The 16,033-nt window shown below is 63.2% G+C and carries 16 protein-coding genes; 6 read left to right on the top strand and 10 right to left on the bottom strand.

What is annotated here, in order from left to right:
* Positions 1-12 precede the first annotated feature (12 nt).
* Both JT360_RS29810 and JT360_RS29805 read right to left on the bottom strand, forming a co-directional pair.
* Positions 13-1,203, bottom strand: coding sequence for an aq_1923 C-terminal domain (locus JT360_RS29810; RefSeq protein WP_214476457.1), 1,191 nt, complete (start codon positions 1,201-1,203; stop codon positions 13-15).
* A 50-nt stretch (positions 1,204-1,253) separates the two neighbouring features.
* On the bottom strand, positions 1,254-1,574 hold the full coding sequence (locus JT360_RS29805) for a hypothetical protein (RefSeq protein ID WP_214476456.1): 321 nt from the start codon (positions 1,572-1,574) through the stop codon (positions 1,254-1,256).
* Here JT360_RS29805 and parC point away from each other — a divergent pair.
* Positions 1,530-3,782, top strand: a complete 2,253-nt coding sequence (parC, locus tag JT360_RS29800) for a DNA topoisomerase IV subunit A (RefSeq protein WP_214476453.1) — start codon at positions 1,530-1,532, stop codon at positions 3,780-3,782. The genes JT360_RS29805 and parC overlap by 45 nt on opposite strands.
* A gap of 230 nt (positions 3,783-4,012) precedes the next feature.
* Positions 4,013-5,227: an AI-2E family transporter gene (locus tag JT360_RS29795; RefSeq protein WP_214476451.1), complete on the top strand. Its 1,215-nt coding sequence runs from the start codon at positions 4,013-4,015 to the stop codon at positions 5,225-5,227.
* Between the two features lie 18 nt (positions 5,228-5,245).
* Here the strand turns inward: JT360_RS29795 and JT360_RS29790 are convergent, their stop codons facing one another.
* The 3 genes from JT360_RS29790 to JT360_RS29780 all read right to left on the bottom strand — a co-directional run bounded on the left by JT360_RS29790 (position 5,246) and on the right by JT360_RS29780 (position 7,644).
* Positions 5,246-6,142, bottom strand: a complete 897-nt coding sequence (locus tag JT360_RS29790) for a DMT family transporter (RefSeq protein ID WP_214476449.1) — start codon at positions 6,140-6,142, stop codon at positions 5,246-5,248.
* 128 nt (positions 6,143-6,270) lie between these two features.
* Positions 6,271-7,035 (bottom strand): arginyltransferase, encoded by a 765-nt coding sequence (locus tag JT360_RS29785; RefSeq protein ID WP_140494092.1) that lies wholly within the window; start codon positions 7,033-7,035, stop codon positions 6,271-6,273.
* Positions 7,036-7,173: 138 nt separating this feature from the next.
* Complete coding sequence (locus JT360_RS29780; protein WP_214476447.1) at positions 7,174-7,644, bottom strand: RDD family protein; 471 nt, start codon at positions 7,642-7,644, stop codon at positions 7,174-7,176.
* 219 nt (positions 7,645-7,863) lie between these two features.
* On the opposite strand from JT360_RS29780, the gene sthA reads away from it, so the two are divergent.
* On the top strand, positions 7,864-9,252 hold the full coding sequence (sthA, locus tag JT360_RS29775; protein WP_214476445.1) for a Si-specific NAD(P)(+) transhydrogenase: 1,389 nt from the start codon (positions 7,864-7,866) through the stop codon (positions 9,250-9,252).
* 75 nt (positions 9,253-9,327) lie between these two features.
* On the opposite strand, the gene JT360_RS29770 is transcribed toward sthA, so the two are convergent.
* Positions 9,328-9,993 (bottom strand): alpha/beta hydrolase, encoded by a 666-nt coding sequence (locus JT360_RS29770; protein ID WP_214476443.1) that lies wholly within the window; start codon positions 9,991-9,993, stop codon positions 9,328-9,330.
* Between the two features lie 203 nt (positions 9,994-10,196).
* On the opposite strand from JT360_RS29770, the gene JT360_RS29765 reads away from it, so the two are divergent.
* Complete coding sequence (locus JT360_RS29765; protein ID WP_214476441.1) at positions 10,197-11,375, top strand: OpgC family protein; 1,179 nt, start codon at positions 10,197-10,199, stop codon at positions 11,373-11,375.
* Positions 11,376-11,387: 12 nt separating this feature from the next.
* On the opposite strand, the gene JT360_RS29760 is transcribed toward JT360_RS29765, so the two are convergent.
* From JT360_RS29760 to JT360_RS29750, 3 genes are all read right to left on the bottom strand, one after another.
* A complete protein-coding gene (locus JT360_RS29760; protein WP_214476438.1) occupies positions 11,388-12,464 on the bottom strand; it encodes a LacI family DNA-binding transcriptional regulator in 1,077 nt (358 codons plus the stop codon).
* Between the two features lie 528 nt (positions 12,465-12,992).
* Entirely contained in the window at positions 12,993-13,358 is a 366-nt protein-coding gene (locus JT360_RS29755; protein ID WP_214476436.1) for a DUF423 domain-containing protein, read from the bottom strand.
* Positions 13,359-13,399: 41 nt separating this feature from the next.
* Complete coding sequence (locus tag JT360_RS29750) at positions 13,400-14,653, bottom strand: multidrug efflux MFS transporter (RefSeq protein WP_214476435.1); 1,254 nt, start codon at positions 14,651-14,653, stop codon at positions 13,400-13,402.
* Positions 14,654-14,770: 117 nt separating this feature from the next.
* Between JT360_RS29750 and JT360_RS29745 the strand changes: the two genes are divergently transcribed.
* Both JT360_RS29745 and JT360_RS29740 read left to right on the top strand, forming a co-directional pair.
* Positions 14,771-15,436 carry a GntR family transcriptional regulator gene (locus tag JT360_RS29745; protein WP_214476433.1) on the top strand — a complete coding sequence of 222 codons (666 nt, stop codon included), beginning with the start codon at positions 14,771-14,773 and terminating at the stop codon, positions 15,434-15,436.
* Positions 15,437-15,565: 129 nt separating this feature from the next.
* Positions 15,566-15,799 (top strand): DUF982 domain-containing protein, encoded by a 234-nt coding sequence (locus JT360_RS29740; protein WP_244730396.1) that lies wholly within the window; start codon positions 15,566-15,568, stop codon positions 15,797-15,799.
* Positions 15,800-15,853: 54 nt separating this feature from the next.
* On the opposite strand, the gene JT360_RS29735 is transcribed toward JT360_RS29740, so the two are convergent.
* The gene (locus JT360_RS29735; RefSeq protein ID WP_081294707.1) at positions 15,854-16,000 is read right to left on the bottom strand and encodes a hypothetical protein; all 147 of its coding nucleotides are present in this window, start codon (positions 15,998-16,000) and stop codon (positions 15,854-15,856) included.
* Positions 16,001-16,033: the final 33 nt, after the last annotated feature.

The following is a 16,033-nucleotide window of genomic DNA, read 5'->3' as shown; positions in this document are numbered from 1 at the left end:
AGCTAACTTCGATCAGTCCTCGTTCGCCTTGACGCTGACACCCAGTGTCTTCGGCAGGTCCAGCGGGTTGGACATCGCGCCCGCCATGATCAGCGCGAACGGCACCGATGCCGGCGGCTCGGCCGAGATTTCGAGGCTCTTCGGATCGTCGAGATATTTGCTGACCGCAGCCGTCACCTGCGCCGTCAGCTCCGGATTGTTGAGCTGCGCCATGCCGAACGGCACGATCGCCTTGGCCTGGTTGGCGATGTCCTTGCCGGACATGCCTTGCTGCTTGCCGACATAATCCAGGACCTTGCCGGTCAGCGAGTCGTCGTCGAAGCGGATCGAGGCGCTGTTGAACGACAGCTGCTGCAACAGGCCGAGCATGGCCATGCCCTGCGCGGAATTGTCGGCGCCTTCGGGCTGCGCCGCCATCTTCTTCTGCATCTCCTGCAGCGACTTGACGAAGTCCATCGTGTAGCCGCCGAGGTCGAAGGTCATGCCGAGCGTTCCGGCATTCTCGACGGAAATGTCGTATTTCGACAGTTCGATCTTGCCATCCGAGGGCTGCCAGGTGCCGGCCATTTCGAGATTGCCCGAGATATTCTGGTAGCCGAGCGCGTTGATGACTTCCTTCGACTTGGGATCATCGACCAGTGTCAGGTCCGCGTTGAATTTCTCGGTGGTGCCGGTGAATTCCATCGCCTTGCCGTCCGCGGGCGGTGTGATCTGGATGGCCAGCCCGTCCACCGAGAAGGCGGTCTTGTCGGCGACCTTGACCGTCAGGTTGGAGAGTTCGGCGGACTTGTACATCATCAGCGAGCCCAGCGGGCCGGTTGTGCCATCGGCCGGAACCGTCATGTCGTGGATGACGAAGGGGCTGAGATTGAGGGTGACGCCGTCCTTGCTGTGTTCGAAGGCCGAGGTCGAGACGGTGCCGATGTCATAGCCGCCATTGGCCTCGGTCACGCCCTCGAGCTTGACGTCGCCGATCGGCAGGGCTTCCTTTTCCGCCGCCGGTTTGATGGACACGCCCTGCAGCACCATGCTGGTGTTGTCGCCGGTCACGCCGGTCCAGGAGATGTCGACGCCCTGGGCCGCGAGCGCTGCCTTCAGCCGGTCGGCAACCGCGGCGTCCTGGGCGAGGGCCGCGTTCAGCGGTAGCGTGAGCAAAAAGGTCGAAAAAGCGAATTTGCTGAGAGTTGAGCGTTTGATTGTCATCGCTAGGTCCCTGAGAGTGTCCTGAAATTGTTTTTCAATTCTTTGCGTCATCACCATTCCGTGACGAACTGGACCGGAAAAAGGCGCGTGCCGGCACAATGGTCAAAAATCACGGTGAAAGGCAATTCGACCCCACCGTCTATGCGCAAACCGGTGAATTTGTCATGAATGACCGATTGCCGGATGTCACCGCGCTTGGCCATAGTGGCTGGATGTAACAGGCTGATGTTGGCCGGCATCCGCCTGCGTATGGTTTGATGTTGCAGAAGCGGCGGTATATCCGCCTGCCTCTTGCCGCGAATCACCCGCTCGGCTAGTCCCAGCCCATGGGAAAAAGGCTTTTGCCGCCTGAGAATGGTGGCGGCGATCATATCGAACCGGTCGATCTGAAGAAGGCGCTGGAAGAGCGCTATCTCGCCTATGCGCTGTCGACCATCATGCACCGGGCGCTGCCCGACGTTCGCGACGGACTGAAGCCGGTCCACCGCCGCATCATGCACGCCATGCGGCTCTTGAGGCTCAATCCCGACCAGGGTTTCGCCAAATGTGCGCGTATCGTCGGCGAGGTGATGGGCAAGTTCCATCCGCATGGCGACCAGTCGATCTACGATGCGCTGGTCCGGCTGGCGCAGGATTTTTCGATGCGCTATCCCTTGGTCGATGGGCAGGGCAATTTCGGCAACATCGACGGCGATAACGCCGCCGCTATGCGCTACACCGAAGCGCGCATGACCGATGTGGCGACCGAGCTGCTTGCAGGAATCACCGAGGATGCCGTCGACTATCGCCCGACCTACAATGAAGAGGACGAGGAGCCGGTGGTGCTCCCCGGCGCCTTCCCAAATCTGCTGGCCAACGGTTCGTCGGGCATTGCAGTGGGCATGGCAACATCGATCCCGCCGCACAATGCGGCCGAGCTTTGCGACGCGGCACTGCACCTGATCGAGCATCGCGACGCGCCGGTGGCCAAACTGATGGATTTTGTCCAGGGCCCGGATTTCCCGACCGGCGGCATCATCGTCGATAGCCGCGCCTCCATCCTCGAAGCCTACGAGACTGGCCGCGGCGGCTTCCGTGTCCGCTCGAAGTGGAGCCAGGAGGATCAGGGCAGGGGCACCTGGAGCATCGTCGTCACCGAAATCCCCTATGGCGTGCAGAAGGCGCGGCTGATCGAAAAGATCGCCGAGCTGTTGATGGCGCGCAAGCTGCCGCTGCTCGAGGATATCAGGGATGAAAGTGCTGAAGACATCCGCGTCGTGCTGGTGCCCAAGAGCCGTTCGGTCGATCCTGGCATCCTGATGGAATCGCTGTTCAAGCTGACCGAGCTTGAAAGCCGTTTTCCGCTCAACATGAACGTGCTGTCGCGCGGCAAGGTGCCCAACGTCCTGTCGCTGAAGGGCGTGCTGCAGGAATGGCTCGATCATCGCCGCGACGTGCTCGTCCGCCGCTCGAAGCATCGCCTTGGCGAGATCGAAAGACGGCTGGAGATCCTGGCCGGCTACCTGATCGCCTATCTCAACATCGACGAGGTGATCAAGATCATCCGCGAGGAGGACGAGCCCAAGCAGGTGATGATGGCGCGCTGGTCGCTCACCGATACCCAGGCCGAAGCCATCCTCAACATGCGCCTGCGCGCCTTGCGCAAGCTGGAAGAATTCGAGATCCGCAAGGAATTCGACGGCCTCACCACCGAGAAGAAACAGATCGAGGCCTTGCTGGCTTCCGAGGCCAAGCAATGGTCGACGATCAAGTGGGAAGTGACCAGCATCCGCGACAAGTTCGGCCCGGAGACCGAGCTCGGCAAGCGCCGCACCCAGTTTGCCGATGCGCCCGAGCACGACCTGACCGACATCGCCCACGCCATGATCGAGCGCGAGCCGGTCACCGTGGTGGTTTCGGAAAAGGGCTGGCTGCGGGCGATGAAGGGCCATCTGGCCGATCTGTCGACCTTGACCTTCAAGGAAGGCGACAGCCTCAAGCTCGCCTTCCACGCCCAGACCACCGACAAGGTGCTGGTCTTCACCACCGGCGGCAAGTTCTACACCATAGGTGCCGACCGGCTGCCGGGCGGGCGCGGCCATGGCGAGCCGATCCGCATCATCGTCGACATGGACAATGACCAGGACATCGTGACCGCCTTCGTCCACGATCCGAAGCGCAAGCTGCTGCTGGCTTCGTACGACGCCAACGGTTTCATCGTGCCGGAGGAGGAAGTGGTCGCCAACACCCGCAAGGGCAAGCAGGTGATGAACGTCAAGGCGCCGGACGAGGCCAAGCGCTGTGTGCCGGTCAGCGGCGATCACCTCGCCATCGTGGGCGAGAACCGTAAGATGCTGGTGTTCGCGCTTTCCGAAATTCCGGAAATGGGTCGCGGCAAGGGTGTGCGGCTGCAGAAATACAAGGATGGCGGCCTGCTCGATCTCAAGCCGTTCACGTTGGAGACCGGCCTGTCCTGGCAGGACTCGGCCGACCGCACCTTCACAAGGTCGCGCGAGGAACTGGCCGAATGGATCGGCGCCCGGGCGTCGGCAGGCCGCATGGTGCCGAAGGGATTCCCGAGGACGGGGAAGTTCGGGTAGCTAATCTCCCCCCTCGAGGGGGAGATGTCGCCGAAGGCGACAGAGGGGGTCGGTTCGACCGGACGCGACCTCCTACTTTGAACACAGAATGCTAGCGCCTCACGTCCGGCGACCCCCTCTGGCCTGCCGGCCATCTCCCCCTCGAGGGGGGAGATCCCCAACTCATTTGGACTATCGTCACGATTGCTGCACTATATCCGTGCATAATGGGGAAGGGGAGAGACGGGCGTTTGAAGGAAGCAAAGATCCAGAAACCGGAACGGCAGCAGCGCTTGTTCGGCCTGTCGACGCCACTGCGTGCCGCCGTCATCCCGCCGCTGTCAGCGGCGCGCTGGCTGCTGGTGCTGATCGTCGCCGCCGGTGTCTATTTCTTCCATGGCTTCCTGTTCCCAGTATTGGCGGCACTCGTCATCGCCTTCGCCAGCTGGCCGCTTTACCGGCGGCTGCTTGCCGGCGTCGGCGGCAACCGCACCATCGCCGCCACCTTGGCCATCCTGTTCATCCTCGCCTTCCTGGTGATACCGATCGCGCTTGCCGGCACCTACGCCATCAACGAGGTGCGCGAATGGGTCGGCTGGGCGATCGAGACCAACCGGCACGGTGCTGTGACGCCGCACTGGATCGCCACCCTGCCTGTCGTCGGAGACTGGCTGAACGAACAATGGACGACCAATTTTGGTCATCCCGGCGGCATTGGTGAATTGATCCAGCTGGTCAGCGGCGCCAATATCGGCAGCATCTATCGCGGTGTGCTGGCTGCCGGCGGCAGTGCCTTCGGGCTATTGCTGACACTGCTGTTCATGATGATCGCCCTGTTCTTCGCCTATCGCGACGGCGAGCATTTTGCCGGCCAGGTCGACCGTCTCGGCGAGCGCATCCTGCCGACGAGGTGGGAGCGGATTTCGCGCGTCGTGCCGGCGACGATCTCCTCGACCGTGACCGGCATGACCGTCATCGCCATCGGCGAGGGGCTGGTGCTGGGTATTGCCTATTGGCTGGCAGGCGTGCCGTCGCCGGTGACGCTCGGTGCTCTGACCGGCGTCATGGCCCTCATCCCTGGTGGCGCGCCGCTATCCTTTACCCTGGTCTCTATCTACCTCGCGGCCAGTGGTTCGCCGATGGCCGGCCTGGCGCTGTTCCTGTGGGGCGCGGTCGAGCTGTTCATCGTCGACAAGACGCTGCGTCCGAAGCTCGTCGGCGGGCCGATAAAACTGCCCTTCCTGCCGACCTTTTTCGGCCTGATCGGCGGCGTCAAGACGATGGGGTTCCTCGGCCTGTTCATCGGCCCGGTGCTGATGGCCCTGCTGGTGGCGATCTGGCGCGAATGGCTGCGCGAGGTGGAACTGGCCGACGAGACAGCCGCTGGTTCGGCTGCCGAAATCGAAGCCGGTCCACAGATCGAGGTCCTGCCGGAACCTGGCGCGCCGAAAAAGGCCAGCGCCTGATCCCTGGCCTGGCACGCCTTACACCGGATGGTGCACGGCGAAATCGACCCGGCGCTTGCGCCCGTCATGCAGCTGCCAGAGCGAATGGGCGACCAGCGTGACGATCAGGATCGCGCCGCCGATCAGGCTGTTGCGGGTCGGTGTCTCGGCAAAGATCATCCACACCCAGACCGGCGCCAGCACGGTTTCGAGCAGGTAGAACATCGCCACTTCCGGCCCTGAAATGTATTTCGGCCCGGCGGCCAGGCAGAAGAACGAGATCGGCATGATGACGGCGCCGTTGAAGATGATCCACCATGGCGCGTTCACGTGAAAGCCTTCGCCGGTCACCATGAAGGCTGCCAGCCCAAGCGGCAGAAGGACGCCGACGAGCGAGGTGAATCCCATGTCCTTGCCGCTGGCGCGCGAGATGGTGATCGCCACCGCGATGAAGAAGGCCGAGCAAAGCGCCATGAAATCGCCGAACAGCTTGCCCGTGCCGACCGAACCGCCGACGATGACCAGCACGCCGAGGATCATGATCAGCATCGCCGCGATGGTCACCAACCGTGGCCTTTCCCGCAGGAATATCCAGGACAGCAGGCCCGCGAACACGGTGTTGAAGGCCAGGATGAACACCAGGTCGGCGGTTGAGGTGTGATAGACAGCGGTAACGAAGGTGATCCCTGTCAGCCCGTAGCAGATCGCCACGATCAGGCCGGACCAGCCGGGGATGAGCGGCGGGGCATTTCGGCTGAAGGCCCGCCAGATCGACCAGATGACCATGGCCGCGACGAATGTCGTGCCGGTGCGCATCAGCATGATCGTCCATGCGCCACCGTCGGCGAGGCGGATCAACGGTATGTCGACAGTCAGCGTCAGCCCGCCGATGGCGGTTATCAAAAGACCCTTCTGGTGATCATAGTGGGAGGACATGCAGGAACTTTCGCAATGAAATGCAGGCTGGCGGCTGGCCGGTGCAATGGCGCACTCTCTCCAGCCAACCGGCTGAAAGACCAGCATCCCCTGCCTTGAAACAGTTTAAGCGCGGATCGTGGAAAAACTCAGCGTGAAACCGCTTCGTTGGTGTAGCGTTCCCAGCCCTTGGGGCCGAGATGCTCCTGCGGCATGAAGCGCATCTTATAATTCATCTTGCGCGAGCCGTTGACCCAGTAGCCGAGGTAGACATGGGGCAGGCCCATCGCCCTGGCGCGGGCGATGTGGTCGAGGATCATGAACGTGCCGAGCGAACGCTCCTCGAAATCGGGATTGAAGTAGGAATAGACCATCGACAGGCCGTCGGCCATCTTGTCGGTGAGTGCCACCGCGATGAGTTCGCCCTGACCCTTGCCGGTGATGAAGGTGTCAGGCCCGCGCCGCCGGTATTCGATCACCTTGGTATCGACATGAGTGTCCTCGACCATCATGGCATAGTCGAGCACCGTCATGTCGGACATGCCGCCGCGGCGATGGCGCGCGTCGAGATAGCTGCGGAACAGCGAATATTGTTCGGTCGAGGGCTCGGCATTGTGCATGGCGCCGACGAGGTCGGAATTATGCTGCAGCACGCGCTTCATGTTGCGGCTGGCAACAAATTCCTGGGCGAGGATGCGCACCGAAACGCAGGCACGGCAGGTCTCGCAGGCCGGCCTGTAGGCGATGTTCTGCGAACGCCTGAAGCCGCCTTGCGTCAAGAGGTCGTTCATTTCCGACGCCTTGTCGCCGACCAGATGCGTGAACACCTTGCGCTCGAACTGGCCGTCGAGGTAGGGGCACGGCGATGGCGCGGTCAGGAAGAACTGCGGCGACTGGGTCGGATGCTGCGTCATCGAGCCTTGGAAACACTCCTTCGAGTCGCTCTACCTTTGGCGCGGAAAGCGAAAAATTCAACAGGATTGTGAAGGCACAGGCAAGCGAACCTCTTCACATTTGCGCCGACGCAGCGGGAGCGCTTCCGGAAAACGCCTTTAACGGCCGGTGCGGCTGACCACCGTGCCGAGCAGAAGGTCGTGCAGCGTGCGCTTGCGGTCGGAGAACAAAGTCACCAGCAGAACCAGCGGCGACAGGATGACGTTGCCGGCCCAGAACAGCACGGAATGGACGACCGCGGTGAGGCCGTCGATGGGCCTGCCGTCGAGCCGGTCGAGGCGGATGCCCATCATCTTCATGCCCGTGGTGGCCTGGTCGGCGCTGCCCATCGTGTTCCAGATGTAGAGGATCGCGACGGCGGGCACCAGGACGCCGAACAGCATCCAACCGAGACCAAGCGTCAAAAGCCCGAGGAAGAACACCAGTATGGCGAAAGGAATGGTGAGCAGCGCAACGATGATGTAGTCGAGCACGAAGGCCAGGATGCGCCTCGTGCGCACGCCCTCATAGGCCCTGACATCGTCAAGCCGGGTGTCGATGATTTCGCCGTCGAGAACGCGCGCGTTCATGTCATTTCCTCGTAATAAGACCCGACATAGGGTGCGGGCCACTTGATGATGAAATGGTGAAGGCCTGTGTTGGAATCAAGGTTCAGGGTTTTCCCCGGCGCAAGGCTCTAATGGCGACCGGCGCAATCTCAAACTGTTGAATTTGCCGCACGGATGGCATTAGCTTGTTGCGGCGCAACAAAAAGCACTCTGGGGGCAGAGGCGAGGGGACGGGGCACTATGGACTACGACATGCTGGTCATCGGCAGCGGCCCCTCTGGCCGCCGAGCCGCGGTGCAGTCGGCCAAGCTCGGCAAATCTGTGCTGGTGGTCGACCGCGGCCGCCGCCTCGGCGGCGTCTCGGTGCACACCGGCACCATTCCCTCGAAAACGCTGCGCGAAACCGTGCTCAATCTCTCAGGCTGGCGCGAGCGCGGTTTTTATGGACGCGGCTACAGGGTCAAGCAGGATATTTCGGTCGGTGACCTGATCGAGCGCCTGCACAAGACGCTCGATCACGAGGTGGAGGTGCTGCAGCACCAGTTCATGCGCAACACGGTCAAGAGCGCGCGTGCCGCCGTGAAATTCATCGGTCCCAACAAAGTCAGCCTGACGGCCGACAATGGCGACTACAGCGAAGTCGGATTCGCCAATGCGCTGATCGCGGTTGGCACAAGGCCGCACCGGCCGCGCGACGTGCCCTTCGACAAGACCCGCGTCTTCGACAGCGACGAGATGCTGGAACTCGAGCGCCTGCCGCGGACGCTGACGGTGATCGGCGCCGGCGTCATCGGCGTCGAATATGCCACGATCTTTTCGGCGCTCGACGTGCCGGTGACGCTGGTCGAGCCGCGCAACTCCATCCTCGACTTCGTCGACCGCGAGATCGTCGACGATTTCATCCACCAGATGCGCGATCGCGGCATGACGATAAGGCTGGGCAGCGCTGTGAAGGAAATCCGCTCCAGGCCGGAAACCGCCGAAGTGGAACTCGCCGATGGCCGCACCATCCGCTCTGAGGTGGTGCTCTACGCCGCCGGCCGCACCGGCAATGTCGGCAGCCTGGGCCTCGATGCGGTCGGCATCGAAGCCGACTCTCGAGGGCGCATCAAGGTCGATCCGCAGACCTTCCAGACCAGCGTGCCCAATATCTACGCGGCCGGCGACGTCATCGGCTTTCCGAGCCTCGCCTCGACCTCGATGGAGCAGGGCAGGGTAGCCGCCTGCCATGCTTTCGGCGTGGCGCTGCCGCCGCCGCCGGAAACCTTCCCCTATGGCATCTATGCGGTGCCGGAGATCTCGACCGTCGGCCAGTCCGAGGAACAGGTGCGTGAGAGTGGCGCCGCCTACGAAGTCGGCGTGGCGCGCTTCCGCGAAACCTCGCGCGGCCACATTATGGGCGTCAACACCGGGTTCCTGAAGCTGCTGTTCTCGATCGAAACGCGGCGTCTGCTTGGCGCGCATATCGTCGGCGAAGGCGCCACCGAGCTCATTCATATCGGCCAGGCGGTGATCAATCTCGGCGGCACCGTCGACTTCTTCGTCAACAACACTTTCAATTATCCGACGCTCGCCGAAGCCTACAAGATCGCCGGGCTTGATGCGTGGAACAGGATGGGGCGAGGGTAGGCTCTACCTGCAATGGGGATTCCGCGGGCCTGCATGGCCGAGCGCTGACACCGTGACCGCTCGGGACAGCGGCCGTCAGCTTCCCTGTATCACCGCCGCCAATCCCAGCCATCGCCTCACGATCACAGCGTCCGGCTCACCGATTTCATGGCCCGATGGGATGATCCGGGCGTCGATCTCGCTGCCGTGCCGGCTGAGCAGCGTCACCAGCGCCGGCGCGAAGGGGCCATAGGTCTCGTCGGCGGCGCCGGCGACAATCAGCGTCCGTGTTCCCGTGAGGTCCGTCGCAGGCACGTGCTCGAGCACCGGCATCGGCCTCAGCAGCGCCGCCCTGCGCACGATGCCCGGGTGGAGCAGCATCAGGCTGGAAACCAGGTTGGCGCCATTCGAATAGCCGAGAAAAGCTGCGCGGGTGAGGTCGAGCCCATGGCGCTTGGCGGCGTCGTTTGCGAATGCCGCAAAGGCAGCCGTCTCCGCAAGGATGCTCTTCTGTTCGAAGCGCGTCGGGGTGATCCGCTCGAACCAGCGAAAGCCGTCCTCCTGGGGGATACGGCCACGCGCCGCGATCAGCACGGCGCCGGGCGCGATTCGTCTCGCCAGCGGCATCAAGGTGGTCTCGTCGACACCTGATCCATGCAGCAAGAACAGGCACTCACGGCTGGTTTTACCGGCGCCCAGCAGACGATAGGGAAAGGCCAGATCCATGAGCAGCGGGCCGTTTTCGACGCCGTCGCCAGTCATCCCGCATCCTCTTGATTGTACGAGGTTCCGCTCAATTTGCCGGCTTCAAAACGCAATATTTTCATGCTCCGCGAAAGTTGATTGAACCAGGCGCATTCCAGCCCGTTTCTGCGCCGATACACTCCTCGTGGGAGGAATCGAAGCGGTGCGCCCCGGGGGTCGCATTGCTGGACATGAACAACCAGCTTTGAGGCCTTTTGTCGATGACCACCCCTGTTTCGCCCCAACGCGATACGCGTATCGATGTGCTGCGCGCGCTGGCGCTGCTCACCATTTTCATCGACCATGTGCCGGGCACGGCTTTCGAGGCCCTGACCTACAAGAATTTCGGTTTCTCGGACGCGGCCGAGGCATTCGTGCTGATTTCCGGCATCTCGGTCGCACTCGCCTACGGCACGAAGTTCAAGCCGGGTGGCCGGCTTCTAGCCACGTTGAAGATGTGGCGGCGGGCGTGCGTGCTCTACGTCGCCCACATCGTCACGACCATGGTGGTGATGGCCCTGTTCTGCGCCGTGGCGGTGTTTGCCAGGCGGCCGGACCTGCTGAGGCTGATCAACATCGAGCCGCTAATGAAGAACACGCCGGAAGTGCTGGTCGGCATCGTCACCCTTGGCCATCAGCTCGGCTACAACAATATCCTGCCGGTCTATGCCGCGCTGCTTTTGATGGCACCGGGCTTTGTCCTGCTGATCAGCTACAGGCCCGTCGCAGCGCTTGTCGCGTCCGCTGCGCTGTGGCTCATCGCCGGCATCTGGCAGATCGCCCCGCCCAACTATCCCGAACCCGGCTTCTGGTTCCTGAACCCTCTGTCCTGGCAGTTCTTGTTCAACATCGGCGTGGCCGCCATGCTGCATGTCAGGCGCGGCGGTGTCATTCCGGTCAACCGCTGGCTGGTCGGCACTGCGGCGGCCTATGTGCTGATGGCGCTGGTGTGGGTGCACAGCCCGCTTTGGGGTCAGATAACGTGGTTCAAGCTGCCCGTGGTGATCGGCGGCTTCGACAAGACCTTCCTGTCGCTGCCGCGGCTGCTCCACATATTGGCGGTCAGCTATCTCATCGTCGCCTTGCCGGCGCTGTCAAATCTGTTCCGCACCAGCCCTGACCATCCGTTGGCGATACTGGGCAAGCGCTCGCTGCCGGTTTTCATCGCCGGCACGATGATCGCCATGGTCGCGCAGGTGATGAAGCTCATCAATCCGGGCGGGCTTGCCTATGACAGCCTGCTCCTATCAGCCGGCATCGCCATGCAGTTCGCGCTCGCCTTCTATCTCGAATGGCTGTCGACCATAGGCGGCTCGGGCAAAACCCGGACGACGCAAAAGGACGTCACGCCGATCGGTGCGCCTTTCAGAATTTCGGCCGTGGCAAGGGCCAATCGCTGAGAGCCGCGCGGTTCAGCCCCGCGGCGGAGCCGAAGAGGCCCGCACGATCAGGTCTACGGGCAGCTGCTGCCGGCTGACCTTGCCGTCGCTCTCCAGGATCGCCTTGACGGCAAGGCGGCCCATTTCTGCGATCGGCTGGGCGATCGTGGTCAATGGCGGCTCGGACACCGCTGCCTCCGGAACACCGTCGAACCCGACGACGGAAACATCGTTGGGGACGTTCAGCTTCCGTGCGCTCAGCCATTCGAGCGTCACCAGGGCTATTCTGTCCGACATCGCCAGGATTGCCGTGGGCGGCTCCTTGGCCGCGAAAATGGTTTCGAGCCCCGTTCTCGTGGTGGCCGCATCGTTAGCGGTCTCGTAGACCGGCACTTTGGATGTGTCGACGCCAACCCGCGAAAGCTCCTGGAGATAGCCGGTGAGGCGGTCGCGCGTCCCCCCATAGGTCGCGGCTCGAACCTGCTCGGGCGAAACAAGACCTGTCCTGTCGTCCACGAAAGGCAAGGCCAGAACCGCAAAGCGGCGATGTCCGAGATCCGTGAGATGGCGGGCCGCCAGGCTGGCGCCGGCGATGTTGTCGACGCCGATTGCCGCCACCGCCCCATCCTCGGAGTCCAGGTCGAGCGCCACGAAGGGCAGTTTGCGCTCGCGTGCCAGTTCCACCAGGCGCGAACCGCCTTCGATGCAGAAGACGATGAAGCCGTCCACCAGGGCGCTCTGGATGTTCCAGGCAAGCTGTTCGTTGTTGGCGGCCGAGACCAGGGAGATGCCGGCCCCTGTCGCGTCGCAGGCCTGCGAGATGCTCGCCATCATGACGCGCGCAAAGGGATCGTCGAAAAAATAGGAGAGGGGTTCGGCCGTGGCCACGCCGATGGCATTGACCTTGCCTGCTCGCAACAGCCGGCCCTTGGGGTCCGGCCCGCCATAGCCCATCGCCTCGGCTGCCGCCTTGACCCGTTCGCGGACCTCCTCGCGCACGATCTCGGGTCGGCTGAAGACATTGGATGCGGTGCCGTGCGAAACACCGGCGGCCTTGGCGATGTCGGCCAGCCGGACGGGTCTTCGATTGCCTGCGGTGAGTGACGCCATTGTGCGTGCCTCCTGACATGCATTTAGCACGTTCCCGCTTTGCATCTAGCATTTTCGTTGGATCGATTCAAATTTTGCTTGACCGAGAGCGGTCGAATGCCTATTCTTGAATCGATCCAAGTTCAGCAGATTGTTCTGCTGGCTCATCCAAGGGGGAGGAGCGTCATGCATCCTGTCAACTATCTGTTTGAAGACATCTATCGCAACGACTGGAGTATCGGGTCGGCCGCCAACGGCTCAAGGCGTCGAGGCAGAGCCGGCCCATGGGTTCGCGACCTTCGCTTCCTGGTGGAGCGCAGGCGGCGCTGATCGGCTTGGATTTCCTTTGCCTGCCGATTGGATCGATTCAATTCAAGGGAGAAAAACCATGCATCCCAAAAGCACCTGTTCGAGGACATCTACCGCAACTACTGGGGCATCGCCCCGGCCGCCGAGCGGCCGGAGGCACGACGGACAAAGCCTGCGGCGCGCAACCGCGAACTTTGGATCCGCCCCGAACGTCGCCGGGATTGAACCTTTGCCGGGCGACTAGGATCGTGGGCGTACCACGGCGGAGATTGCTATCACCAGCCAGCCGGCGATGAGCAGGGTGCCTCCGATTGGCGCCGACATTGGAAACAGCCTCGATCCGAGGAAATCGCGGGCGACAAGATCGCCCGCGAAAAGCACCAGACCGGCAAGCAGGACGAAGCTCGCGATCCGCAAGATGCGATTTGCGCCGATAAGGCCGACGGCCAGGAAGACCGGGGCGTGCATCAACAGGAACGACGCGGCCGTGCCGGTGAAGGCGCCGCCGCGGTGCGCGGCCGCTGCCGACAACGCCACGCCCGCCGCGCCGACGAGGCCGCCGGCAAGCACAAGGACACGGCTGCCGCTTGGGTCGGCGGGGTTCATGTCGGGGCGCGCTCCTTACACTTTTGGCCTGCGCAAGCCTCTCAGGGCTCGCCAGCCTCCAGCACCATATGCCGTGTCCGCCGCGACTGGACAATCCAATTGTAGACGGCGCCGCCGGCCATCAGCACCGATGTGCCGAGAAACACCGCCCGCATGCCGAAGTGGCCGCCCACGAAGCCGCCGGCCAGTGGCCCGGCGACTTGCCCGACATATTGCGCCGAAATCGCCAGGCCAAGCACGTTGCCGCCGACGCCATCGGGAATGTTGTGGCGGATGACGCTGGTGATGCAGGGCAGCAGGCCGCCGAGCGCCAGGCCCATCAGGAAGCGCAGGCCGATCAACTGCCAGCCATTGGTGACGAAGGCCTGCGGGATGAGCAGCAGCGCCGAGACGGCCAACGCCCCGACGACCACGTTCCAATGGCCGACGCGATCGGCAAGCTTGCCCAGCCATGAGGCCGACAGGATGGTGCCGAGGGCTGCCGCCGACATCGCCACGCCGGCAACCATCGTCACACGGCGCTGATCTTCGATGAGCTGCTGCACGTAGACGGTGATGATCGGCTCGATCGACATTGTGGCGAAGGCGAGCAGCATGCCGGTTGTCAGCATGGCCACCACCGGACGTTTGTCGGGAATCTGCGACCAGCCGCTTTTCGGCTTCACGCTTGATGCTGTCCTGGCCGCCTGTGGGCGCGGATTCTCCTTGATCAGGAATGTCGTCGCCAGAAAGGCAAGGAAGATCACGCCACCCGACAAAAGGAAGGTGATGCGGATGCCGATCAGTGGCGGCAGTGCGCCGCCGAGCAGCGGGCCGACCAGCGAGCCCGCCGTTATCCCTGCAGACAGGACGCCGAGCGCCCAGCCGGAGCGGTCCTTGGGTGTCTGCATGGCCACCAGTATGGTCGAACCCGAGGAATAGCCGCCGGCAAAGCCGATCAGCAGGCGCAGCAGCACCAGCTGCCAGACCGTCTCGACCATGCCCGTCAGCGACATGCAGATCGCCATACCGAAGCTGGCGCGCACCAGCATCACCTTGCGGCCGTAGCGGTCGCCCAACCGTCCCCACAACGGCGCGACCAAGGCGGCGGCGAAGAAGGTGGCGCCATAGGCGATGCCGGACCACTGCACGATGGCCGCATGCCCCTGAGCGCCAAGCTGTTCGACATAGAGCGGCAGGAAAGGCAGCAGCAGGGTCATGGCGATGAGCGTGCTGAACGAGCCGGCGAAACAGACGGCGAGATTGCGCCGCCAGTGGATGTTGTAGCCGCTCCGTTGCGTGTCTTCCTGTGTCATGTCCTGCCTGCTCGATACCAGCGCTTGTTGCGGATACCATTTTGGGATACCAAAGCGGTATCCGTCATGAACTCCAACCCGGCTGCTGTCAATGCGGCTTCAAAAAAGGGCAGCGCGATGTCGCAGATGCAGAATGTCGAACGGCAATTGCGCGAGATGATCCTGGGGCTCGAGATCGGTCCAGGCGAGAAACTGACCGAGCGTTGGATCGAAGGCCGCTTCGGCGCCTCGCGCACGCCGGTCAGGGCAGCCCTGCTGCGGCTGGAGACCGAGGGGCTGGTGGGCAGGGATGGCCGCGGCTGGACGGTGTCGCCCATCAACCTTGCCGAGCTGGAGCAGATCGCGGTCTATCGCGAAGCGGTCGAGGTCGCGGCCCTGCGGCTGACATGCATGCACGCCGACGGGAACGCCATCGACGTCATCGAGGCGATGCTCGATTCCTGCGACCAAAACACCCCGCGCGAGGAATGGCATCGTGTCGGCATGGATTTTCACATCGAGCTGGCGCGGCTGTCGGGCAATGAATTCCTGTTCAGGGCGGTGCGCGATGCCATGACGCGCCTGTCGCGCGCCCGCTGGCTGGAAGTGCGTGATGAAGCGGCCCTTGGCCGCGCCTGGGCCGAACACCGCGCCATTCTGGCGGCAACGCGCCTTGGCGAGGCCGATGAAGCCGCGCGCCGGCTTTCAGCTCACATCTCCGGCAGCCGCGACCGGCTGGTGACGTCGCTCGCCAATGATCGACGCGGTCTTCGCGCCAGGGGATTTGCCGTTGTGGCTGCTTAGCGCAGCTTCTACGGCAGAGCGCTTGCCGGGCAAAAAGCGGCGTCCGGGCGCAAAGCGCACTTTCGGCCTCGCTTCGCCGATGCCGATGGCGTAAGAGCGGCGATGGAAAACAACCGATTTGAGACACCCGTGACCGTCAAGTCCGTCACGGCGGGAAGCACTCAGCTCTTGCGCACGGCCCGCGAGGCTTCCGATTACCTCCTCAACAGCTGGCCCGGCAAGCGCAGCCCCAAGCATCGCGCGGCACTGCAGGCCTGCCACGACGCGCTGGCCGGCGACAAGCCGGCGATGAACGCCCGGCGCGCCTTTATCGCCGCGGCGCGTGAAGTGGACGTTTTTGTCAGCGACAAGGCGCCCGCCTGACGCAGGGCGACAATCTGGACTGAGGCAAGGCCCGCATTCGCGGGCCTTTTGCCTTCATTCGGCTGTTTCGTTTTCGATCTCGGTCTCGGGCTTTGAACGTTCGCGCGCGGCAACCTTGGCCGCCAGCTTTTCAGCCTTCTTCGCCGCCTTCTGCCGGTCTCGTTCCTTGCGTTCCTGATCGTAATTTGGTGCTCGCGCCATATCGGCTCCTTTTTGACCTGCCTTGCGGCTTCG

Origin of the sequence: Mesorhizobium sp. dw_380 (assembly GCF_018588885.1) — a bacterium.
Lineage (GTDB): Bacteria > Pseudomonadota > Alphaproteobacteria > Rhizobiales > Rhizobiaceae > Mesorhizobium.
Note: the sequence above shows the minus strand (reverse complement) of the source record. Positions and strands in the feature narration are given on the sequence as shown.

Excerpts from the sequence above, each read along its gene's own strand:
- JT360_RS29810 (WP_214476457.1), bottom strand. The coding sequence starts at position 1,203 with ATGACAATCAAACGCTCAACTCTCAGCAAATTCGCTTTTTCGACCTTT.
- parC (WP_214476453.1), top strand. The coding sequence starts at position 1,530 with ATGGGAAAAAGGCTTTTGCCGCCTGAGAATGGTGGCGGCGATCATATC.
- JT360_RS29805 (WP_214476456.1), bottom strand. The coding sequence starts at position 1,574 with ATGATCGCCGCCACCATTCTCAGGCGGCAAAAGCCTTTTTCCCATGGG.
- JT360_RS29790 (WP_214476449.1), bottom strand. The coding sequence starts at position 6,142 with ATGTCCTCCCACTATGATCACCAGAAGGGTCTTTTGATAACCGCCATC.
- JT360_RS29785 (WP_140494092.1), bottom strand. The coding sequence starts at position 7,035 with ATGACGCAGCATCCGACCCAGTCGCCGCAGTTCTTCCTGACCGCGCCA.
- JT360_RS29780 (WP_214476447.1), bottom strand. The coding sequence starts at position 7,644 with ATGAACGCGCGCGTTCTCGACGGCGAAATCATCGACACCCGGCTTGAC.
- sthA (WP_214476445.1), top strand. The coding sequence starts at position 7,864 with ATGGACTACGACATGCTGGTCATCGGCAGCGGCCCCTCTGGCCGCCGA.
- JT360_RS29770 (WP_214476443.1), bottom strand. The coding sequence starts at position 9,993 with ATGACTGGCGACGGCGTCGAAAACGGCCCGCTGCTCATGGATCTGGCC.
- JT360_RS29765 (WP_214476441.1), top strand. The coding sequence starts at position 10,197 with ATGACCACCCCTGTTTCGCCCCAACGCGATACGCGTATCGATGTGCTG.
- JT360_RS29760 (WP_214476438.1), bottom strand. The coding sequence starts at position 12,464 with ATGGCGTCACTCACCGCAGGCAATCGAAGACCCGTCCGGCTGGCCGAC.
- JT360_RS29755 (WP_214476436.1), bottom strand. The coding sequence starts at position 13,358 with ATGAACCCCGCCGACCCAAGCGGCAGCCGTGTCCTTGTGCTTGCCGGC.
- JT360_RS29750 (WP_214476435.1), bottom strand. The coding sequence starts at position 14,653 with ATGACACAGGAAGACACGCAACGGAGCGGCTACAACATCCACTGGCGG.
- JT360_RS29745 (WP_214476433.1), top strand. The coding sequence starts at position 14,771 with ATGTCGCAGATGCAGAATGTCGAACGGCAATTGCGCGAGATGATCCTG.
- JT360_RS29735 (WP_081294707.1), bottom strand. The coding sequence starts at position 16,000 with ATGGCGCGAGCACCAAATTACGATCAGGAACGCAAGGAACGAGACCGG.